General features: G+C 70.8%; 17 protein-coding genes. 11 read left to right on the forward strand and 6 right to left on the reverse strand.

The features are described from left to right. Window positions 1-50 precede the first annotated feature (50 nt). The 4 genes from AB0H84_RS29450 (at window position 51) to AB0H84_RS29465 (ending at window position 5,888) form a co-directional block, all read left to right on the forward strand. Window positions 51-1,700 carry an FAD-dependent oxidoreductase gene (locus AB0H84_RS29450; RefSeq protein WP_357611019.1) on the forward strand — a complete coding sequence of 550 codons (1,650 nt, stop codon included), beginning with the start codon at window positions 51-53 and terminating at the stop codon, window positions 1,698-1,700. After that, a complete protein-coding gene (locus tag AB0H84_RS29455; RefSeq protein ID WP_357611022.1) occupies window positions 1,697-3,127 on the forward strand; it encodes an ATP-binding protein in 1,431 nt (476 codons plus the stop codon). Before AB0H84_RS29450 ends, AB0H84_RS29455 begins: the two co-directional genes overlap by 4 nt. 76 nt (window positions 3,128-3,203) lie before the next feature. Further along, window positions 3,204-4,736: an AbgT family transporter gene (locus tag AB0H84_RS29460; RefSeq protein ID WP_357611024.1), complete on the forward strand. Its 1,533-nt coding sequence runs from the start codon at window positions 3,204-3,206 to the stop codon at window positions 4,734-4,736. Window positions 4,737-4,754: 18 nt separating this feature from the next. Further along, a complete protein-coding gene (locus AB0H84_RS29465; RefSeq protein WP_357611027.1) occupies window positions 4,755-5,888 on the forward strand; it encodes a M20 family metallopeptidase in 1,134 nt (377 codons plus the stop codon). A 131-nt stretch (window positions 5,889-6,019) separates the two neighbouring features. Here the strand turns inward: AB0H84_RS29465 and AB0H84_RS29470 are convergent, their stop codons facing one another. Continuing rightward, entirely contained in the window at window positions 6,020-7,042 is a 1,023-nt protein-coding gene (locus AB0H84_RS29470; protein WP_357611030.1) for an ROK family transcriptional regulator, read from the reverse strand. A gap of 72 nt (window positions 7,043-7,114) precedes the next feature. On the opposite strand from AB0H84_RS29470, the gene AB0H84_RS29475 reads away from it, so the two are divergent. Both AB0H84_RS29475 and AB0H84_RS29480 read left to right on the forward strand, forming a co-directional pair. Then, window positions 7,115-8,287, forward strand: coding sequence for an MFS transporter (locus AB0H84_RS29475; RefSeq protein WP_357611033.1), 1,173 nt, complete (start codon window positions 7,115-7,117; stop codon window positions 8,285-8,287). Further along, window positions 8,274-9,191 (forward strand): aminoglycoside phosphotransferase family protein, encoded by a 918-nt coding sequence (locus AB0H84_RS29480; RefSeq protein WP_357611036.1) that lies wholly within the window; start codon window positions 8,274-8,276, stop codon window positions 9,189-9,191. Before AB0H84_RS29475 ends, AB0H84_RS29480 begins: the two co-directional genes overlap by 14 nt. A gap of 286 nt (window positions 9,192-9,477) precedes the next feature. On the opposite strand, the gene AB0H84_RS29485 is transcribed toward AB0H84_RS29480, so the two are convergent. Beyond that, complete coding sequence (locus tag AB0H84_RS29485; RefSeq protein WP_357611039.1) at window positions 9,478-10,068, reverse strand: TetR/AcrR family transcriptional regulator; 591 nt, start codon at window positions 10,066-10,068, stop codon at window positions 9,478-9,480. Between the two features lie 117 nt (window positions 10,069-10,185). On the opposite strand from AB0H84_RS29485, the gene AB0H84_RS29490 reads away from it, so the two are divergent. Next, window positions 10,186-11,001 carry an SDR family NAD(P)-dependent oxidoreductase gene (locus AB0H84_RS29490; protein WP_357611042.1) on the forward strand — a complete coding sequence of 272 codons (816 nt, stop codon included), beginning with the start codon at window positions 10,186-10,188 and terminating at the stop codon, window positions 10,999-11,001. Window positions 11,002-11,047: 46 nt separating this feature from the next. Here the strand turns inward: AB0H84_RS29490 and AB0H84_RS29495 are convergent, their stop codons facing one another. After that, the gene (locus tag AB0H84_RS29495; protein WP_357611045.1) at window positions 11,048-11,344 is read right to left on the reverse strand and encodes a helix-turn-helix transcriptional regulator; all 297 of its coding nucleotides are present in this window, start codon (window positions 11,342-11,344) and stop codon (window positions 11,048-11,050) included. 63 nt (window positions 11,345-11,407) lie between these two features. Then, entirely contained in the window at window positions 11,408-12,040 is a 633-nt protein-coding gene (locus tag AB0H84_RS29500; protein WP_357611048.1) for an HAD family hydrolase, read from the reverse strand. A 92-nt stretch (window positions 12,041-12,132) separates the two neighbouring features. On the opposite strand from AB0H84_RS29500, the gene AB0H84_RS29505 reads away from it, so the two are divergent. Beyond that, a complete protein-coding gene (locus tag AB0H84_RS29505) occupies window positions 12,133-12,498 on the forward strand; it encodes an NUDIX domain-containing protein (protein ID WP_357611263.1) in 366 nt (121 codons plus the stop codon). A gap of 43 nt (window positions 12,499-12,541) precedes the next feature. Here the strand turns inward: AB0H84_RS29505 and AB0H84_RS29510 are convergent, their stop codons facing one another. Then, the gene (locus AB0H84_RS29510) at window positions 12,542-12,748 is read right to left on the reverse strand and encodes a 4-oxalocrotonate tautomerase family protein (RefSeq protein WP_357611051.1); all 207 of its coding nucleotides are present in this window, start codon (window positions 12,746-12,748) and stop codon (window positions 12,542-12,544) included. A 116-nt stretch (window positions 12,749-12,864) separates the two neighbouring features. Continuing rightward, window positions 12,865-13,599: an SDR family oxidoreductase gene (locus AB0H84_RS29515; protein ID WP_357611054.1), complete on the reverse strand. Its 735-nt coding sequence runs from the start codon at window positions 13,597-13,599 to the stop codon at window positions 12,865-12,867. Between the two features lie 107 nt (window positions 13,600-13,706). Here AB0H84_RS29515 and AB0H84_RS29520 point away from each other — a divergent pair, with 107 nt between their 5' ends. The 3 genes from AB0H84_RS29520 (at window position 13,707) to AB0H84_RS29530 (ending at window position 17,523) form a co-directional block, all read left to right on the forward strand. Beyond that, the gene (locus AB0H84_RS29520; protein WP_357611057.1) at window positions 13,707-14,411 is read left to right on the forward strand and encodes a TetR/AcrR family transcriptional regulator; all 705 of its coding nucleotides are present in this window, start codon (window positions 13,707-13,709) and stop codon (window positions 14,409-14,411) included. A 566-nt stretch (window positions 14,412-14,977) separates the two neighbouring features. Continuing rightward, on the forward strand, window positions 14,978-16,036 hold the full coding sequence (locus tag AB0H84_RS29525) for an LLM class flavin-dependent oxidoreductase (protein ID WP_357611060.1): 1,059 nt from the start codon (window positions 14,978-14,980) through the stop codon (window positions 16,034-16,036). Between the two features lie 2 nt (window positions 16,037-16,038). Further along, window positions 16,039-17,523 (forward strand): AMP-binding protein, encoded by a 1,485-nt coding sequence (locus AB0H84_RS29530; protein ID WP_357611063.1) that lies wholly within the window; start codon window positions 16,039-16,041, stop codon window positions 17,521-17,523. Window positions 17,524-17,624: the final 101 nt, after the last annotated feature.

Here is a 17,624-nt window from a genome sequence, read left to right on the forward strand (position 1 = left end):
AGCCCGCCGCACATGACATGCTTCCTATTAGGGACCAGTGGGGAGAAGACATGGACAAGCCGGTCATCGTTACGGTGGACGACGACCCGGGCGTCTCGCGGGCGGTGGCTCGCGACCTGAGACGCCGCTATGGCCAGGAATACCGGATTGTCCGCGCCGAAGCGGCCGCGGAAGGCATCGAGGCCGTCAAGCAGATGCGCCTGAGGGGCGACGACGTGGCGGCCATCCTGGCCGACTACCGCATGCCGCAGATGAACGGCGTGCAGTTCCTCGAGGCCGCCATGGACATGTATCCGTACGCGCGCAGGGTGCTGCTGACGGCCTACGCCGACACCGACGCCGCGATCCAGGCGATCAACGTGGTGGACCTCGACCACTACCTGCTCAAGCCGTGGGACCCGCCGGAGGAGAAGTTCTACCCGGTGATCGACGGCCAGCTCGACGCCTGGATGCGCACGGACCGGGTCGAGCGGTCCGAGCTGCGGGTGGTGGGCGACCGGTGGTCGGCGCACTCGTACAAGATCCGTGACTTCCTGGCCCGCAACCACGTGCCGTACCGGTGGATGCTGGCGGAGGACCCGGAGGGCGCGCAGCTGGTGAAGGCCGCCGGCGAGGGCTGCCACCTGCCGCTGGTGGTGACCGCCGAGGGCGTCACGCTGGAGTCGCCCGACCAGGGCACGCTGGCCACGGCGGTGGGCCTGTCGACCACCCCGGCCACGGACTTCTACGACCTGATCGTGGTGGGCGGCGGCCCCGCCGGGCTCGGCGCCGCCGTCTACGGCGCCTCGGAGGGGCTGAAGACCGTGATGGTCGAGGCGTACTCATCGGGCGGCCAGGCGGGGCAGAGCTCCAGGATCGAGAACTACCTGGGCTTCCCCGACGGCGTCTCGGGGCAGCAGCTCGCCGACCGGGCGCGCAGGCAGGCGCTCAAGTTCGGGGCGGAACTGCTGACCGCGCGCAAGGTGGTCTCGCTGGAGGCACGCGGCCAGGCGCGGGTGATCGGGTTCAAGGACGGCGGGGAGATCGCGGCGCACGCGGTGATCCTCGCGACCGGCGTCTCCTACCGCCGTCTGGAGGCTCCGGGGCTGGAAGAGTTCGTCGGCCGGGGCGTCTTCTACGGCGCGGCCCTGACCGAGGCGCCCTCCTGCCAGGACGGCGAGGTCTACATCGTGGGGGCGGCCAACTCGGCCGGACAGGCGGCGGTCTACCTGGCGGGATTCGCGAGCAAGGTCCATTTGTTGGTGAGGGGTGATGGTTTGGAGAAGTCCATGTCTCACTACCTCATCGAGCAGATAGCCGCGCTCCCCAACATCGAGGTCCACCTCCAGACGGAGGTCGTCGGCGGCGAGGGCGACGACCACCTCGAGCGGCTGACGCTCTCGACCAAGGGCGAGAGCCGCACGGTGGACGCGCAGTGGCTGTTCGTGTTCATCGGGGCCGAGCCGTACACGACCTGGCTGGGCGAGACGATCGAGCGCGACGAGAAGGGGTTCGTGCTGACCGGTCCCGATCTGGTGCAGGGTGGGAGGCGGCCGCGTAACTGGCCGCTGCGGCGCGAGCCGTACTTCCTGGAGACGAACGTGCCCGGGGTGCTGGCCGCGGGCGACGTACGCGCTGAGTCGATCAAGAGAGTGGCCTCCGCCGTCGGCGAGGGCGCGATGGCCGTCGCGCTCGTGCATCGCTACCTGGAGAAGCAATGAGCACAACTGTCGACATCGATGAACTGCGCAAGCTCTTCCTCTTCGAGCGGCTGACCGACGAGCAGCTCACCAAGCTGGCCAACAGCGGTCAGGTGCGGACGTTCGCCCAGGAGGAGGTGATCCTCCGGCAGGGCGACCCGGCCGAGTGCTTCGCGGTGCTGCTCGACGGCGAGATCCAGATGATCAGCGAGACGGTCAGCGCCGGGACCGTGGCGATGCCCCGCACGGCGCAGCCCGGCGTCTACGGCGGGGCCACCAGCGCCTATCTGGGCGACCGGGCGCCGCAGACGTACCAGCACACGCTGCGGGCCACCGCGCCGACGCGGATGTTCATGCTGCCGGCCAAGAAGTTCGCCTACATCGTGGCCGAGTGGTTCCCGATGGCGATGCACCTGCTCGACGGCATGCTGTCGGGCGGACGGTTCCAGCGCGAGGCCATCGACCGGCGGCAGCGGCTGACCGCGCTCGGCACCATCACGGCCGGGCTCACGCACGAGCTGAACAACCCGGCCGCGGCGGCCGTGCGCGCGGCGAGCGAGTTGCGCACGCTGGTCAGGACCTCGCGGCTGCAGCTCGCCCAGCTCGCCGAGGCCGGCATCCCGCCGGAGAAGCTGCGCGCGCTGATCGAGTGGCAGGAGGCCTGCACGAGCAACCTGGGCAAGCTGCCGCAGCGCACCCCGCTGGAGATCTCCGACGCCGAGGACGAGCTGGGCGAGGCCCTGGACGACCTCGGCGTCGATGACGCCTGGGAGCTGGCTCCCGCGCTGGTCAACGCCGGGTTCTCGAACAAGGAGCTGGAGAAGGTCCGCGCCAAGGTGGGCGAGGAGCAGACTCCCGCCGCGCTGCACTGGCTGGCCGGGGCGATCGAGATCTCCCAGATGCTCAGCGAGGTGACCGAGGCCACCGAGCGCATCACGTCGCTGATCAACTCGGCCAAGCAGTACTCGCAGATGGACCGGGCGCCGTTCCAGCAGGTGGACGTGCACGACCTGCTCGACAGCACGATCGCGATCTTCCGCGGGAAGATCGCGCCGGGCATCAGCGTGGTCACCGACTACGACCGCACGCTGCCGCTCATCCCCTGCTACGCGGGCGAGCTCAACCAGGTGTGGACGAACCTCATCCACAACGCGCTCGACGCGATGGGCGAGGAGGGCACGCTGACGATCCGCACCGCGCACGACGAGGACGAGGCGATCATCGAGGTCGGCGACACCGGCCCCGGCGTGCCCGAAGCGATCAAGGAGCGCATCTTCGAGCCGTTCTTCACGACGAAGAGCGTGGGCCAGGGCACCGGTCTCGGCCTCGACATCTCCTACCGGATCGTGGCCGGACGGCACGGCGGGGAGATCAAGGTCCGCTCGGTGCCGGGCGAGACGTGGTTCGAGGTACGCCTGCCGCTCCGGGAGCCCGTGCCGGTCGCCTGAGCATGACCCGCCCTTGTCAGGAAGCACCCTTACCCCATGTAATGGTTGACCGAAACTTGGGGTAAGGAGACGGGCTATGAGCGCCTCCGAGACAATGACGGGTTCGCGTTCCCTCAACGCGCTGCTCCGCGTGCTGAGCGGGATCGAGCGCCTGGGCAACCGGCTGCCTCACCCGTTCTGGCTGTTCATCGTTCTGAGCGCGTTACTGGCGCTGGTGAGCTGGGGGCTGTCGGCGGCCGGCGTGTCGGCGGTCAACCCGGCCTCCGGCAAGACCGTCGTGGCCAAGAACCTGCTCTCCGCCGACGGCGTGCGGATGATGGTCGAGGGCGTGGTCGAGAACTACACCACGTTCCCCCCGCTGGGCACGATCCTGGTCGTCATGCTGGGCGTCGCCGTCGCCGAGCGCTCCGGGCTGCTGGCGGCCGTGCTGCGCTCCGGGGTGTCGAAGGTGTCGCCGAAGTGGGTGACGTTCGCGCTGGCGCTCACCGGTATGGTGGCGCACGTGGCCTCCGACGCCGCGTACGTGGTGCTCATCCCGCTCGGCGCGCTGGCCTTCCGCGCGGTGGGTCGCAGCCCGATCCTGGGCATCGTGGTGGCGTTCGTGTCGATCTCGGCGGGTTACGACGCCAGCCCCTTGATCACCCCCGTGGACGCCATCCTGTCGGGGCTGACCACGGCCGCCGCGCACACCGTCGATCCGGCCTACACGGTCACGCCGCTGGCCAACTACTTCTTCTCGCTGGCCTCGTCCCTGGTGCTGGCGGCCACGATCACCCTCGTGACCGAACGCGTGCTGGCCCGCCGGGTCGAGTCGATCCCGGTCGATCCCGACGCCCCCGACGACGACCTGGGCTCGCTGGCGCTCAGCGCGGAGGAGCGCCGCGGGCTGCGGGCCGCGTTGATCACGCTGCTGGTGTTCGTGGCCGTGATCGTGGCGGCCGTGCTGCCCGCCGGATCGCCGCTGCGCGGCAAGGACGGCGGCATCGTGCAGTCGCCGCTGCTGACCTCGATCGCGGTCTTCCTGGCGCTGGCGTTCCTGGCCGTCGGGTGGGCGTACGGGAAGGCGGCGGGCACCGTCGCCGGCAGCCGGGACATCCCCGGTTTCATGGCCCACGGGCTGCGCGAGATGGCGCCGATCCTCGTGCTGTTCTTCGCGATCTCGCAGTTCCTGGCGTACTTCAAGTGGACCGGCATCGGCGAGATCATCGCCATCGGCGGCGCGGACCTGCTGAAGTCGGCCGGGGTGAGCGGGCCCGTGGTCTTCCTGGGCATCCTGCTCGTGGTCACGCTGATCAACCTGGTGGTCACCAGCGGCTCGGCCCAGTGGGCGCTGGTCGGGCCGGTCTTCGTGCCGATGCTGATGCTGCTGGACATCCCGCCGGAGACCACCCAGGCTCTCTACCGCATCGCCGACTCGTGCACCAACGCGATCACGCCGATGAGCCCGTACTTCGTGATGGCGCTCGGCTTCCTCCAGCGCTACCGGCGCACGGCGGGGATCGGCACGCTGGCCTCGATGACCATCCCGCTCTCACTCACCCTGCTCGTCGTCTGGACAGTGCTGTTCTTCGTGTTCTGGTGGCTGGGCATCCCGCTCGGCCCCGGCTGATTTCTCGGAGGGATTCCTGTGTTGATCACCGACTGGACCCGGCAGGCCCTTCCGGCCATGCTCGACGACCTCAGGGCCGCCGTGGAACTGGAGACCCATAGCTACGACAAGGCCATGCTGGTCAAGGGGCTGCGGACGATCCGCGCCCGAGCTGTCGAACGCCTCGGCATGCCGGACGAGGAGGTGCTGCACGACGGCGGTCCGCACGGGGACATCCTGGAGCTCGCCTACGAGGGCACCGCGCCGGGGACCGTGCTCGTGCTCTGCCACTACGACACCGTCTGGCCGACGGGGACGCTGGCCGGGTGGCCGTTCGCGCTGGTGGACGGCAAGGCCACGGGGCCGGGCGTGTTCGACATGAAGACGGGTCTCGTGCAGGCGATCTGGGCGCTGCGCGGGCTGCGTGAGCTGGGGCTGCCGCATCCCGGCGTGCGGTTCCTGTTCAACGGGGACGAGGAGATCGGCAGCCCGACCTCGCGCCCGTACATCGAGGCCGGGAGCGAGGACGCGCTGGCGAGCCTGGTCTTCGAGGCGTCACTCGACGGCGCGCTCAAGACCGCCCGCAAGGGCGTGGGGCTCTTCAACGTGAACGTCACCGGGGTGGAGGCGCACGCCGGGCTCAATCCGGACGACGGCGCCAGCGCGATCCACGCCCTGGCCGAGATCGTCACCACGCTGGCCCGGGCCGGCTCCCGCGAGCGCGGGACCACCGTGAACGTCGGGCTGATCAGCGGCGGCACCGGGCGCAACGTGGCGGCCGGGCAGGCGAGCTGCGGCATCGACGTGCGGGTGACGGAACCGGCGGAGATGGAACGGATCGACGGCGTGTTCGCCGCGCTGAAGGCGTCGGATCCGCGGGTGGCGGTCTCCGTTGACGGGGGCTGGAACCGGCCGCCCATGACGCCCAACGCGCCCTCGCAGCGGCTGTTCAAGGAGGCGCGGGAGGTGGCGGCCGGGTTCGGGTGGCTGCTGGAGGAGGCGTCGGTGGGTGGCGCCAGCGACGGGAACTTCGTCTCGGCGCTGGGGCGGCCGGTGCTGGACGGGATGGGCGCCGTGGGGGACGGCGCGCACGCGCGGCACGAGCACGTGCTGGTGGAGCACATTCCGGAGCGTACGGCGCTGGCGATGGGGCTGATCACGGCACTCGCCTGACAGCGGCTCGCCTTGGCAGCCGCGTGCCTAGCAGCCGGTCGCCTGACGCCCGGTCGGGTCACCTGACGCCCGGTTGGTCGCCTGACAGCCGGTCGCCCGACGCCTGGTTGGCCGCCTGCCGCCCGGCCGCCTCAGCCGAAGACGTGGTCGCGGGCCAGGTCCAGGGCGGTCAGCACCGCGCCCTGGAGGACCGCGTTGCCCTTGACCGTGCTGGCGCGGATCTCGGTGGGTGCCGGGGCGAGCTCCCGCAGGTGCCCGGCGACCAGCCCGGCCAGCTCGTCCCCGCCCTCGTGGCCGGTCGTGCCGCCGAGCACGACGAGCCCGGGGTCGAGGAGGGTGGCGTAGGCGAAGGCGCCCCGGGCGATCCGCCGGGCCAGCTCGTCCCGGTCGAGGCCCGCTATGACCTCACTGTTCACCAGGTCGCAGAAGGGCACGCCGCCCACGTCCAGGAAGCCGATCTCCCCCGCGCCGCCCGACACCCCCCGGCGCAGCCGCCCGCCGAGCACCACGGCGGCCCCCACGCCGTCGTCCAGCCAGAGCAGCACGAAGTCCTCGCTGCCGCAGGCGGCCCCGGTGCGGAGCTCGGCGACGGCGGCGAGGTTGACCTCGTTCTCCAGGATCACCGGCGCGTCCAGGCGTGCGCGTACGGACGCCATCGTGCCGCGCCGCCAGCCGGGCACGTCGTTGGGCGACACCAGCTCGCCGTCGCGCGGATCGACCAGCCCCGGCGCGCCGACCACCACCGTGTCCAGCGCGCGCTGCCCCACCGCCTCGTTGACCACCTTCGCGACGAGGGCCGCCAGGTCGGCTCTCGCGCCGATCGTCGTCCTGGCCTCGCTGACCATGCGTCCGGCGATGTCCGCCACCGTGACGTTGATCGCGTCGCGCCGTACGTCCACCCCCGCCACGTGCGCCCGGTCCGCCACGAGCCCGTACAGGCGCGCGTTCGGGCCCCGCCGGTCCTCGCCGGCCTCGCCCGTGACCTCGATGAGGCCACCTGCCGTGAGCCGCTCGATCAGGTCCGACACGGTGGGCCTGGACAGCCCGGTCAGCGTGCGGAGCTGCGGCGCGGTCAGCGGCCCGTGCTCCAGCAGCAGGTCGAGGGCCAGCCGGTCGTTGATCACACGGGCCATGGCCGGGGTCGCGGTCTTCACGGACTCATAATAATCAGGGAGCCTGCCTAAAACCTCTTTCCATCAGGAACCCTGCCTGATAATTTCAGGGACATGAGCCCTCATCGTGCCATCGCGCTCGTCTTCGCCGCGCACGGCGCAGTCGCCGGCAGCCTGTCCACGCGCATCCCCTGGATCCAGGAGCACCTGCATCTCAGCCCCGGCGCCCTCGGCCTCGCGCTGTTATGCCCGTCGATCGGCGCCTTCGTGGGCATGCCGATGGCCGGCCGCCTCGCCTACCGCTTCGGCAACCGCGCCGCCACCCGGGTCCTGCTCGCGCTGTGGTGCGCGGGCCTTGCTCTGCCCGCGCTCTCGCCGTCGCCCGTGTGGCTGTTCGGGGCGTTCCTGCTGTTCGGGGCGGCGGCGGGCATGTGCGACGTCGCGATGAACGCGCACGCCGTCCTCCTCGAACGGCAGCTGGGCCGCTCCATCATGTCGGGGCTGCACGGCACGTGGTCCGTCGGCAGCCTGGCCGCGGGCGGCCTCGGCGCGCTGGCCGCCCACGCGGGCATCGACGCCCGGCTCCACCTCGGGGCCATGTCGCTCGTGCTGGTTCTCCTGGGCGCGGCAGCCGGCCGCGGGCTGCTGCCCGACAGCGGGATGGCCGGTTCCGTACGCGACGCGCCCGCGCCGCGGCGCTTCGCGCTCCCCACGGGCGGAATCCTGATCATCGGGCTCGTCGGGTTCTGTGCGACGTTCGCCGAGGGCGCCAGCTCCAACTGGGCCGCCGTCTACCTCACGGCCGTCACCGACGCCGGTCCGGGGCTCGCAGCCGCCGGATACACCGTCTTCATGTTCTGCATGGCGGGCGCGCGACTGCTGGGCGACCGGGTCATTCGGCGGCTCGGGCCGGTGGCGGCCGTCAGGGCGGGCGGGGCGGTGGCGGCGGTCGGCGGCGCCCTCGTGGTCGCGGCCCGCACGCCGGCGCTCGCCATCGCCGGGTTCGCCTTGGTCGGGCTCGGGGTGGCGGTGATCGTGCCGCTCGTGTTCGCGGCGGCGGGCAACGCGGGCACGACCCCGGGCGAGGGCGTGGCCGGCGTGGCGACGATCACGTACCTGTCGGGGCTGGTCGCCCCCGCCGTGACGGGCGGGGTCGCGGGCGCGCTCAGCTACCCCGCCGCATTCGCGCTGATCACCGGCGTGGTCGTGCTGCTGACGCTGCTCGCCCCGGTCCTGCGCCCCTCCTCCACCAATCCGTCAGAAGGAGCACTCCGTGTCCACGCCTAGCCCCGACGACCTGCTGATCGACGAGGCCCTCGTACGCCGCCTGCTCGCGGCGCAGTTCCCCCAGTGGGCCCACCTGCCCCTCTCCCCCGTGCCGCGCTCCGGGATGGACAACGCGACGTTCCGGCTCGGTGAGGACATGTCCGTACGTCTGCCCCGCTACCGCCGATGGGTCGGGCAGGTGGAGCGTGAGCACCGCTGGCTGCCGCGGATCGCCCCGCACCTGCCGCTACCGATCTCGGAGCCGCTCGCGAAGGGCGAGCCCGGCGAGGGCTACCCCTTCCCCTGGTCGGTCTACCGGTGGCTGCCGGGCGAGACGACGGAGGAGCTGGTGGATCCCGTCCAGGCGGGCAAGGAGCTGGGCGGGTTCCTCCGCGCGCTGCAGGGGATCGACGCGACCGGAGGTCCCGGCCCCTCGTGGAGCAACGCGTTCCGCGGCGTGCCGATGGGCGACGCGCGGGACTCCGTGGCCGTCGAGTCCCGCGTGCGCCCCAAGATCGAGGCGCTGCGCGGGATCGTGGACACCGGCGCGGTGACGGCCGTGTGGGAGGCCGCCCTAGCGGCCCCGGCCTGGGACCGCCCGCCGGTGTGGATCCACGGCGACCTCGCGACCGGGAACCTCCTGACCGTCGAGGGCAGGCTGAGCGCCGTCATCGACTTCGGCACGCTCGCCGTCGGCGACCCCGCCGTGGATCTGCTGGCCGCGTGGAAGTTCCTGCCTCCGGAGGGCCGGGGCGTCTTCCGCGAGACCCTCGCGGTGGACGACGCGACCTGGGCGCGGGGACGCGGCTGGGGCCTCGCGGCCTCGCTCCCGGTGCCCGACGACCCTTACTACGCCGACCCTGTACGGGTTGAGAACGCCCTGCGACACCTCGACGAGATCATCGCCGACTTCCGCTCCGCCTGAGCCTCCTCCGAGGTCGCGGCGGTGACCGGCGGCCGGGCGCGGGCTTGAGTTGTTGATGGAGCGGCTGCCGGCATCACGCCCATGGGCCACCGCCACCACCCCGGTCCGGCTGAGCGCGGGGGCTCGGGAGACAGGGTCGCAACCGGCTGAACGCGGGGCCCAGGAGATAGCGTCGCGGCCGCGTGCGCCGTACGCCCTTCCGGTGGGCGACCCGGAAGGACGAGGTAGGTCGGGCGCAGGGCCCTGAGGGCGAGGTCAGTCAGGGGGCAGGGCCCTGAGGACGACGTCAGCCGGGGCGCAGGGCCTTGAGGGCGAGGTCGACGAGGGCGTCGGCGTACTCGGGGGTCAGCGGGCCGGAGCGGTGCAGCCACCGCTGGAACAGCGGGGCGTACAGGATCTCCAGGGCCAGGTCGAGGTCGGCGTCGGCGGCGATCTGCCCCGCCTGCTGCGCGCTGCGCAACCGGGCCTTCTTCGCCTCGTCGACCGGCCCCGCCAGCTTCTCGCGGTAGTGGGCGGCCAGCTCGGGATCGTTGGCGATCTCCGTGTTGAGCGCCCTGATCGGCGCCTCGAACGCCGGATCGGCGAACTCGGCCACCGTCGCCCGCATCACCGTCTTGAGATCGGCCTCGATGTCGCCCGTGTCGGGCAGCGCGATGCTGTCGCCGTCCTGGCTGAGCGCGAGGAAGGCGTCGAAGACCACCGCGCCCTTCGACCGCCACCAGCGGTAGATCGTCTGCTTGCCCACCCCGGCGCGCGCGGCGATGGCCTCGATCGAGAGCTTGGCGTATCCCACCTCGGAGACCAGCTCGCGAGCCGCGTCGAGGATGGCCTGGCGCGAGCGCTCGCTGCGCCGGGCCGGGTCGGGTTCCTTGGACATGCGGCTCAGCATAGCAGCCGTACGAGACGAGACGGTCCGTCTTGACAACCGCTCGCGGCTGTATAGAGTGCTGACACAGCGAGACGCCACGTCTCGTCTCGTTCTGAGGAGGTACTCATGACCCGTGTATGGTTCATCACCGGTGCGTCCCGGGGTCTGGGCAGGGCGTTCACCGAGGCGGCGCTGGCCGCCGGAGAGCGGGTCGTGGCCACCGCGCGCGACGTCGAGCCGCTGGCCGAGCTCTGCCAGAAATATCCCGACACTCTCGTACGGATGCCGCTCGACGTGTCCGACCGGTCCGCCGTACTCGAGGGCGTGGACCGCGCGGCGGCGGCGTTCGGGCGGCTCGACATCGTGGTCAACAACGCCGGCGGGCTGCTCTACGGCATGCTGGAAGAGGCGACGGAAGAGCAGATCAGGGCCCATTTCGACGTCAACTTCTTCGGCGCGCTCTGGGTGAGCCAGGCTGTCGTCCCACACCTGCGCGAGCAGGGCGCGGGGCACATCCTGCAGGTCACCTCGATGGGCTCGGGCGGCGGCGTGGCCTCGGTGGGCCTGTACGCGGCCGGCAAGTCGGCGCTCGACTCGGCCAGCCAGGCCCTGGCCATGGAGGTGGAGCCGTTCGGCATCAAGGTCACCATCCTGCAGATGGGCGGCTACGACACCGGACTGTTCACCACCGGCACCACGGCCACGCGGCCGAACCCCCTGTACGAGCCGGTGCGCGCCAAGCTGGCCGAGATGTGGGGCGACGACGCGGGCCCCGACCCGAGCACCGCCGCCCCGGTCATCATGGAACTGGTCGACCTGCCGGACCCGCCCCTGCGACTGATCGTCGGCGGCCACTCGTACGACCTGGTGCAGCAGATGGATCAGGCGCGCACCGCCGAATACCGCGCCTGGGAGCACCTCAGCCGCAAGGCACCGGGATGACCTGGGCGGCTGTCGTGGGCTTTGGTTTCGCAACGTGCAGGGCCGTTCAGCCGACGTCCCCTGTCACGATCAGCGCGATGGCGGCCGATAGCGCCGGGATCGCCGCCCTGATGCGGGAACTGGCCTGCGCTCGGTCAGCCAGCAGAAGTGACGGGTCGATGCCCAGGGCGGCGGCGATCGCCTCCACAATCCCGTCGCCGGCACCGCGTGCCCCGCGCTCGATCTTCCGTAGGGTCCCCACGTGGATCGTCGCCGCGTCGGCCAACTGCTGCTGAGTCAAGCGGGCGATGCTCCTGTGATAGGCGATCCGTCGGCCTATCCCGCCGTAGGGGGCTGAAGGCATGGGAAGCTCCAGTACGAGGCGCCATCTCGGACTGTAGCCGCCTGGTAACAGGTCTGCCCAGGGTTACGCGACGATGGTCGCCAGCTCGGTGAGCGAGTTGATCCTCCAGTCGGCCGCCGCGGCGGCCGGTGAGTCTCCCCAGAGGTGGCCCCACGGGCCGCGACGGATGTGTGCGGTCCGCAGGCCTGCCGCCTTGGCGGGTGCGATGTCGTTGGCCGGGTGATCGCCCACGTACACGACCTGGTCGGGCGCTGTCTCGGCAAACTCAATCAGGTGGGCAAAGAATGCCTGGTCGGGCTTGGCGGCGCTCCATTCACCTGAGGTGGCGATCGCATCTACCGGCAGGTCGAGCGCGCGCAGCAGCTCGGCGGCCCGCCTCGTCTGATTTCCGGCTATCAGGAGGCGGTGGCCGGCGGCTCGCAGCGCGACCAGCGCCGGGCGGACATCGGGATAGAGGTCTGTCTCGTCGATGCGTTCACCACGGCCGGCAGCCTCACGCGCGGCGTACTCGGCGTCGAGGTCGATGCCGGGGCGGAGCAGGCGGAGGGCATCGGCGTTGTCCCGGTGTTCGGCGACGACGGCCCCGACGAGCGCGGAAAGAGTGTGGCGGGGGATGTCGAGCCAGTCAGCCCAGGAGGCCCAGTATCGGTCGTCGCGAACGATGGTTTCCCCGATATCGAAGGCGAAGGTCAGCACGGAATGAGCTTATGCATGAGCGCCAGGTGTAGGAGCGACGGCAGCTGAGGCCAGGGACACGCAGTTCGTCAAGGCATCTCGATCACCGGCTCATCCGCACCGCGCCTGGAGCCGCTGCGGTCGTCACGGATGAGCAGAATCGCGTGCTGCTCATCTGGCGGCACCGCTTCATCACCGACACCTGGGACTGGGAGATCCCGATCGGCAAGATCGACGAAGGCGACTCCGAGCACCACATCTTCCGCGCCGACAGCGCCCAGTACATCGGGCCGCCCACCGAGGCTTGGGAGACCGAACGCGTCGAGTGGGTGCCGATCACGGACATCCGACGCCTGATCGACGAGCGCGACATCGTCAGCGGGACCAGCATGAACGCCCGGCTCCACACCCCTCACAGAGGTGTAGTCGCCCGCCACCCGGACCTCGCCTCTCCGCAGGGTCCAGCAGGCGGGTTATGAGGCCGGGTCGGGCGGCGGACTGTTCGGCTCGGGTCCAAGGGGATCAGCTGCGGCCGAGCATTTCGGCGGTGAGGATGTTGCCGCCGAGGCCCCAGCCGCCGTCCGGGACTTCGTCGATGAGGACCAGGGTGGTGGCCCGGGCTCGCTCGCCGTACACCTCTGCGTAGGCGTCGGTGACGGCGTCGATGAGCCTCTTCTTGGATTCGGGGGTCAGGGTGTCGGCGGGCACCTTGAGGTTGGCGAACGGCATGGAGATTTCCTTTCGTGTGATGTGAACTCAGAGTGAGGCGGCCGAGGACAGGAGGTCCTCGACGCCTCCGCGCGGGTCCGGGCCGCCAGCGGCGGTGGACTGCGGGGCGGCGGACATCAGATGATGCCGCCGTTCGCGCGTATGACTTGCCCGTTGACCCAGTGCCCCGCACTGCTCGCCAGGAAGGCGACGACCTCGGCGATGTCCTCCGGGGTGCCGAGCCGCTCGAGCGGGGGCTGGTTGGCGAGCCGCTCGATCGTGGCCTCGTCCTTGCCCTCGAGGAACAGTTCGGTGGCGATCGGCCCGGGCGCGACCGCGTTGACCGTGATGTCCCGCCCCCGCAGCTCGCGGGCGAGCACGAGCGTCGTCGCCTCGACGGCAGCCTTGCTGGCGGCGTACGCCCCGTAGTTCGGGAACTGCAGACCCACCACGGAGGTGGACAGGGTGACGATCGCGCCGCCGGCGCGCACACGACGGGCGGCCTCTCTCAACATGACGAACGTGCCGCGAATGTTGGTGCGGTGCAGGGCGTCCAGATCGGCGAGATCGAGCTCCGCGATCGGGGACAGCGACAGCCGCCCCGCCGAGTTGACGACGACGTCGACCTGGCCGAAGGCCTTCTCCGCCGCGTCGAACATCGCCGCCACTGCGGCCTCGTCCGCCACATCGGCCTGCACCGGGATCGCCCGGCCGCCGGCCTCCGTGACCGCCTGGACCACCTCGGCCGCGGCCGTGGCCGACCCTTGATAGCCCACCACAACCGCAGAGCCTTGCGCTGCGAGCTTGCCGGCGATCGCCCGGCCTATGCCGCGGGAGCCGCCGCTGACGACGGCTACGCGCTGATCACTCATGGGAACCCCCTCGCATATCGGCGATACGCATCTGCCGTATCGGCGTTACGAAATAACGGTAGCACGGATTCGTATCGTCGCTAGCGCCAGGCCGTATCATTGCTCGCATGGCAGGAACGGACACCCTTCGCGCCGCGATGATCGAGGCCGCGGAGCGTCAACTGGCGACGTCCTCGGACAACGAGATCGCGACGAGGGCGGTCTGCGAGGCGGTCGGCGTGAGCCAGCCCGTGCTCTACCGGCTCTTCGGCGACAAGCGAGGGCTCCTCGACGCCGTCGCCGACCACGGGTACGAGCGGTACGCCGCGCTCAAGGCCGCTCAGGAGCAGACGGCCGACCCGGTGGCCGATCTACGCGCCGGCTGGGACGGCCACATGGCGTTCGCGAAGGAGAACCCGGCCCTCTACCAGCTGATGTTCACCCCTCGCCCGTGGTCCCACTCCACGGCTCGGGACCGCGTGTTCGACCTACTGGTGGCGACGCTCGTACGGTGCGCGGCGACGGGTGCGTTGAAGGTCGAGCCACAGACCGCCGCCCAGCTGATCCTTTCGGCGAACGTCGGGGTCGCCTTCAACCACATCGCCAGACCAGCCCTGTTCGACGACCCCGCGCTGTCCCACCGCATGCGCGAAGCCGTCTTCTCGCACGTGCTCGCCGAAACGACCGCGCAAGAGGACGCCGACCCGCTCCACACCGCCGCGCTGCGCCTCCACGCGCAACTCGATCTCGTGGGCACCGATGCCCTTGAACCGGCTGAGATCGCTCTTCTCCTGCGATGGCTCGAACGCATAACGCGACCTGGCCAAGCATGATCCTGAGCCAGGGCAGTCATGCCTTCTGGCCTGTCGTCGGCGTGACGAGCATCCGGTAGGCGCCTGCCGGTGGCGGCCCGTGCCCCCAGCAACGCACGCCGTTCAGCCAGGCCATCGGCCTCACGGACTGCCACGTCACTCCCGAAGCGACACGACACCGAGATGCTGCCGCTACTCCTTCAGCAGTGCACGGTCCCTTCCCTGCCGGCAGCCAGGGGAGCGCGAGGGGGCCGGCAGGCCACCTCGCCGGGTCTCGGGGCGGAGCCTCGAGACCCCATCGGCACGCCCGAGCGTGAGCGAGGACCGCTCGGGGCGGGCTCCAGCAGGTCAAGCCGGTAACCAGGTAAGGGGTGGGCGAGGGCGAGCGGAGCGAGCGGGGGTTTGGGGGGTCGAAGGGGGGCGGAGCCCCTCCTGGGAGGCGCTGCCCGGAGCTCCCGTCGCGCGGAGCGCGTCCACCAGTGGAGGACCTTGCGTTTCCCCGGGGCGACCCGAAGCCCCTGGGGCTTGGGCGGGTGGCGTGGTACGCTCCCAAGCGAGCGCTTGGTTTACATCCGAGGGGCCGCCGCATGAAGTTCTCGACCTTCCACCTCTTCCACCGCTTCGACGGGCAGAGCTTCAAGGACGTCTACGACTACCATCTGGAGCTCATCGAGCTGGCCGAGGAGCTGGGATTCGACGGGGTACGGCTGGCCGAGCACCACTTCCGCGACTACGGCGTCGTCCCGAACCTGTTCACCATGCTCGCCCACGCCGCCGCCCGCACCTCCCGCATCAGGCTGGGCACCGGGATCGTGGTGCTGCCCCTGCACAATCCGGTCCACGTGGCCGAGGAGGCCGCGCTGGTGGACGTGCTCTCGGGCGGGCGGCTGGACCTCGGCATCGGCCGGGGATACCAGAGCTTCGAGTTCGAGGGGTTCGGGATCGACCTGGCGGAGGCCCGCGACCGGTTCAACGAGGCGCTCGAGGTCATCCTCGGGCTCTGGACGCAGGAGTCGTACCAGCACGAGGGGAAGTTCTACAGGACCGGCACGGACGTCTCGCTCGTGCCCAGGCCGCTGCAGAGCCCGCATCCGCCGTTGCACGTGGCCGCCGTCTCCCCTGAGACCGTCACCATGTACGCCGAGCGCGGCCTGCCCATCCTGGCCGACCCCGCCGCCCCGTTCCGCAAGGTCGTCAAGGCGGCCGAGGCCTGGCGGGAGACGGCCGCGCAGGCCGGGCACGCGACGGGGGCCGACCTCGTGGTGGCGCGCACCGTGTACGTGGCCCCGACGCTGGAGCAGGCCCGCGAGGACCTGGCCAGGTTCGAGGCGTCGTTCGACCGGTCGCGCATCTTCAACGAGAAGAGCGCCCCCATCGACCCCAAGACCGGCAAGGCGGCGCAGGGCTTCGAGTACTACCAGGACCGCTATCTCAAGGGCGGCTCGGTGTCGGCCGACTTCCGGTGGGAGCAGCTGGAGGTCATCGGGGACCCGGACCGCGTCGTCGAGCAGATCACCCTGCTCAAGGACGCCGGCTTCACGAACCTCCTGTGCGACTTCGGCAGCACCCGGCCGATGCCGCTGGAGGACATGAAGCGGGTCATGCGCTTCTTCGCGACCGAAGTCATGCCGGCCTTTGGAGACTGAAGATGATCCACAGCCTGTCCCTGTCCGACGTCCTCGCCGAGCACGCCCGCAGTCGCCCCCAGGTCACGGCGGTCGTGGACGGCGACGTGCGGCGCACGTACCCGGAGCTGGACGACCGGGTGACCCGGCTGGCCTCCGCGCTGGCCGGCCGAGGGGTCTCCGCGGGCGACCGGGTGCTGTGGCTCGGGCAGAACTCGCACGCGGTGCTGGAGCTGTTGCTGGCCTGCTCGCGGCTGGGCGCGATCCTCTGCCCGGCCAACTGGCGGCAGGCGGAGGACGAGCTGCGGTTCGTGCTGTCCGATCTGACCCCCAAGGTCGTCGTCTGGGAGCATTCGGACGCCACCGCGGCCGTGTCCGAGAGCACGTGGGTGCGGGCCGGGGACGAGTACGAGGAGCTGGTGGCGAGCGGTTCGGTCCAGGACTTCCCGCCGACACCCGACACCGAGCCGGTGCTGGCCCTCTACACGGCCGCGTTCGAGGGCAGGCCCAGCGCCGCCCTGCTCAGCAGCGCCGCGCTGGTCGCCCACAGCGCCTCGCTCCTGGTCGTGCGCCAGATGGAGCCCGGCTTCACGTTCCTCAACAACGGGCCGCTCTTCCACGTGGGCACCATGATGTTCTGCCTGGCCACGTTCCAGATCGGCGGCACGAACGTGTTCACGCCCGCCTTCGACGCCGAGGAGGTCTGCCGCCTGATCGACGCCGAGCGGGTGACGCAGGCGTTCCTGTTCGGGCAGATGATCGACGCGGTGGCGGCCGCGAATGCGGGCGGCAAGTACGACCTGTCGTCGCTGAGGTTCGTCTCCCACTCGGCCGAGTGGGACGCGATGATCACGGTGGACGACTCTCCCTGGTGCCGCTCCAAGATGGGCGGGTACGGGCAGACCGAGGTGGGGGGCATGCTCACGTTCCTCGGGCTGGCCGAGGGCGGCGCCGGGTTCGCGGGGCGGCCCTCTCCGCTGGTCCAGGTACGGATCCTGGGTCCGGACGGCACCGAGCTCCCGCCCGGGGAGGTGGGCGAGATCTGCGCCCGCGGCAAGACCCTCTTTTCCGGATATTTCGCCCGACCCGACTTAAATGCAGCTAAGTCGGCGTACGGCTGGCACCACACCGGCGACCTCGGCCGCCGCGAACCCGACGGCACCATCACCTTCATCGGCCCCAAGCTTCGCATGATCAAGTCGGGCGCCGAGAACATCTACCCCGCCGAGGTCGAACGCGCGCTCAAGTCCCATCCCGCTGTGGCCGACGCCGCGGTGATCGGCGTCCCGGACCCGACCTGGCACCAGGCGGTCAAGGCCGTGGTGGCGCTCAAGCCGGACGCCACCGCCACGCGGGACGAGCTGGTCGAGCACGTCAAGACGCAGCTGGCGTCGTACAAGAAGCCCAGGGAGGTGGCCTTCGTGGACGCGATACCCAAGCGCGGCTTCACCCCCGACTACGACGCCCTGGACGCCGCCCACGGCGGAGGTAACTACCCCGGCACCTAGCAATCGGGCGCATCGGGGCGGCCATGGCACGTGAACGCGTGCCATGGCCGCCTCTTTTCATGCCGGCGACCGTGGCGCTCACGGGGTTACCCGCCCGAGGT

It is taken from the genome of Nonomuraea sp. NPDC050786, from assembly GCF_040654115.1.
GTDB lineage: Bacteria > Actinomycetota > Actinomycetes > Streptosporangiales > Streptosporangiaceae > Nonomuraea.

Coding starts and splice junctions, on each gene's coding strand:
- AB0H84_RS29510 (WP_357611051.1), bottom strand. CDS start 12,748: ATGCCGTTCGCCAACCTCAAGGTGCCCGCCGACACCCTGACCCCCGAA.
- AB0H84_RS29460 (WP_357611024.1), top strand. CDS start 3,204: ATGAGCGCCTCCGAGACAATGACGGGTTCGCGTTCCCTCAACGCGCTG.
- AB0H84_RS29520 (WP_357611057.1), top strand. CDS start 13,707: ATGGCAGGAACGGACACCCTTCGCGCCGCGATGATCGAGGCCGCGGAG.
- AB0H84_RS29495 (WP_357611045.1), bottom strand. CDS start 11,344: ATGCCTTCAGCCCCCTACGGCGGGATAGGCCGACGGATCGCCTATCAC.
- AB0H84_RS29450 (WP_357611019.1), top strand. CDS start 51: ATGGACAAGCCGGTCATCGTTACGGTGGACGACGACCCGGGCGTCTCG.
- AB0H84_RS29490 (WP_357611042.1), top strand. CDS start 10,186: ATGACCCGTGTATGGTTCATCACCGGTGCGTCCCGGGGTCTGGGCAGG.
- AB0H84_RS29485 (WP_357611039.1), bottom strand. CDS start 10,068: ATGTCCAAGGAACCCGACCCGGCCCGGCGCAGCGAGCGCTCGCGCCAG.
- AB0H84_RS29530 (WP_357611063.1), top strand. CDS start 16,039: ATGATCCACAGCCTGTCCCTGTCCGACGTCCTCGCCGAGCACGCCCGC.
- AB0H84_RS29475 (WP_357611033.1), top strand. CDS start 7,115: ATGAGCCCTCATCGTGCCATCGCGCTCGTCTTCGCCGCGCACGGCGCA.
- AB0H84_RS29525 (WP_357611060.1), top strand. CDS start 14,978: ATGAAGTTCTCGACCTTCCACCTCTTCCACCGCTTCGACGGGCAGAGC.
- AB0H84_RS29515 (WP_357611054.1), bottom strand. CDS start 13,599: ATGAGTGATCAGCGCGTAGCCGTCGTCAGCGGCGGCTCCCGCGGCATA.
- AB0H84_RS29455 (WP_357611022.1), top strand. CDS start 1,697: ATGAGCACAACTGTCGACATCGATGAACTGCGCAAGCTCTTCCTCTTC.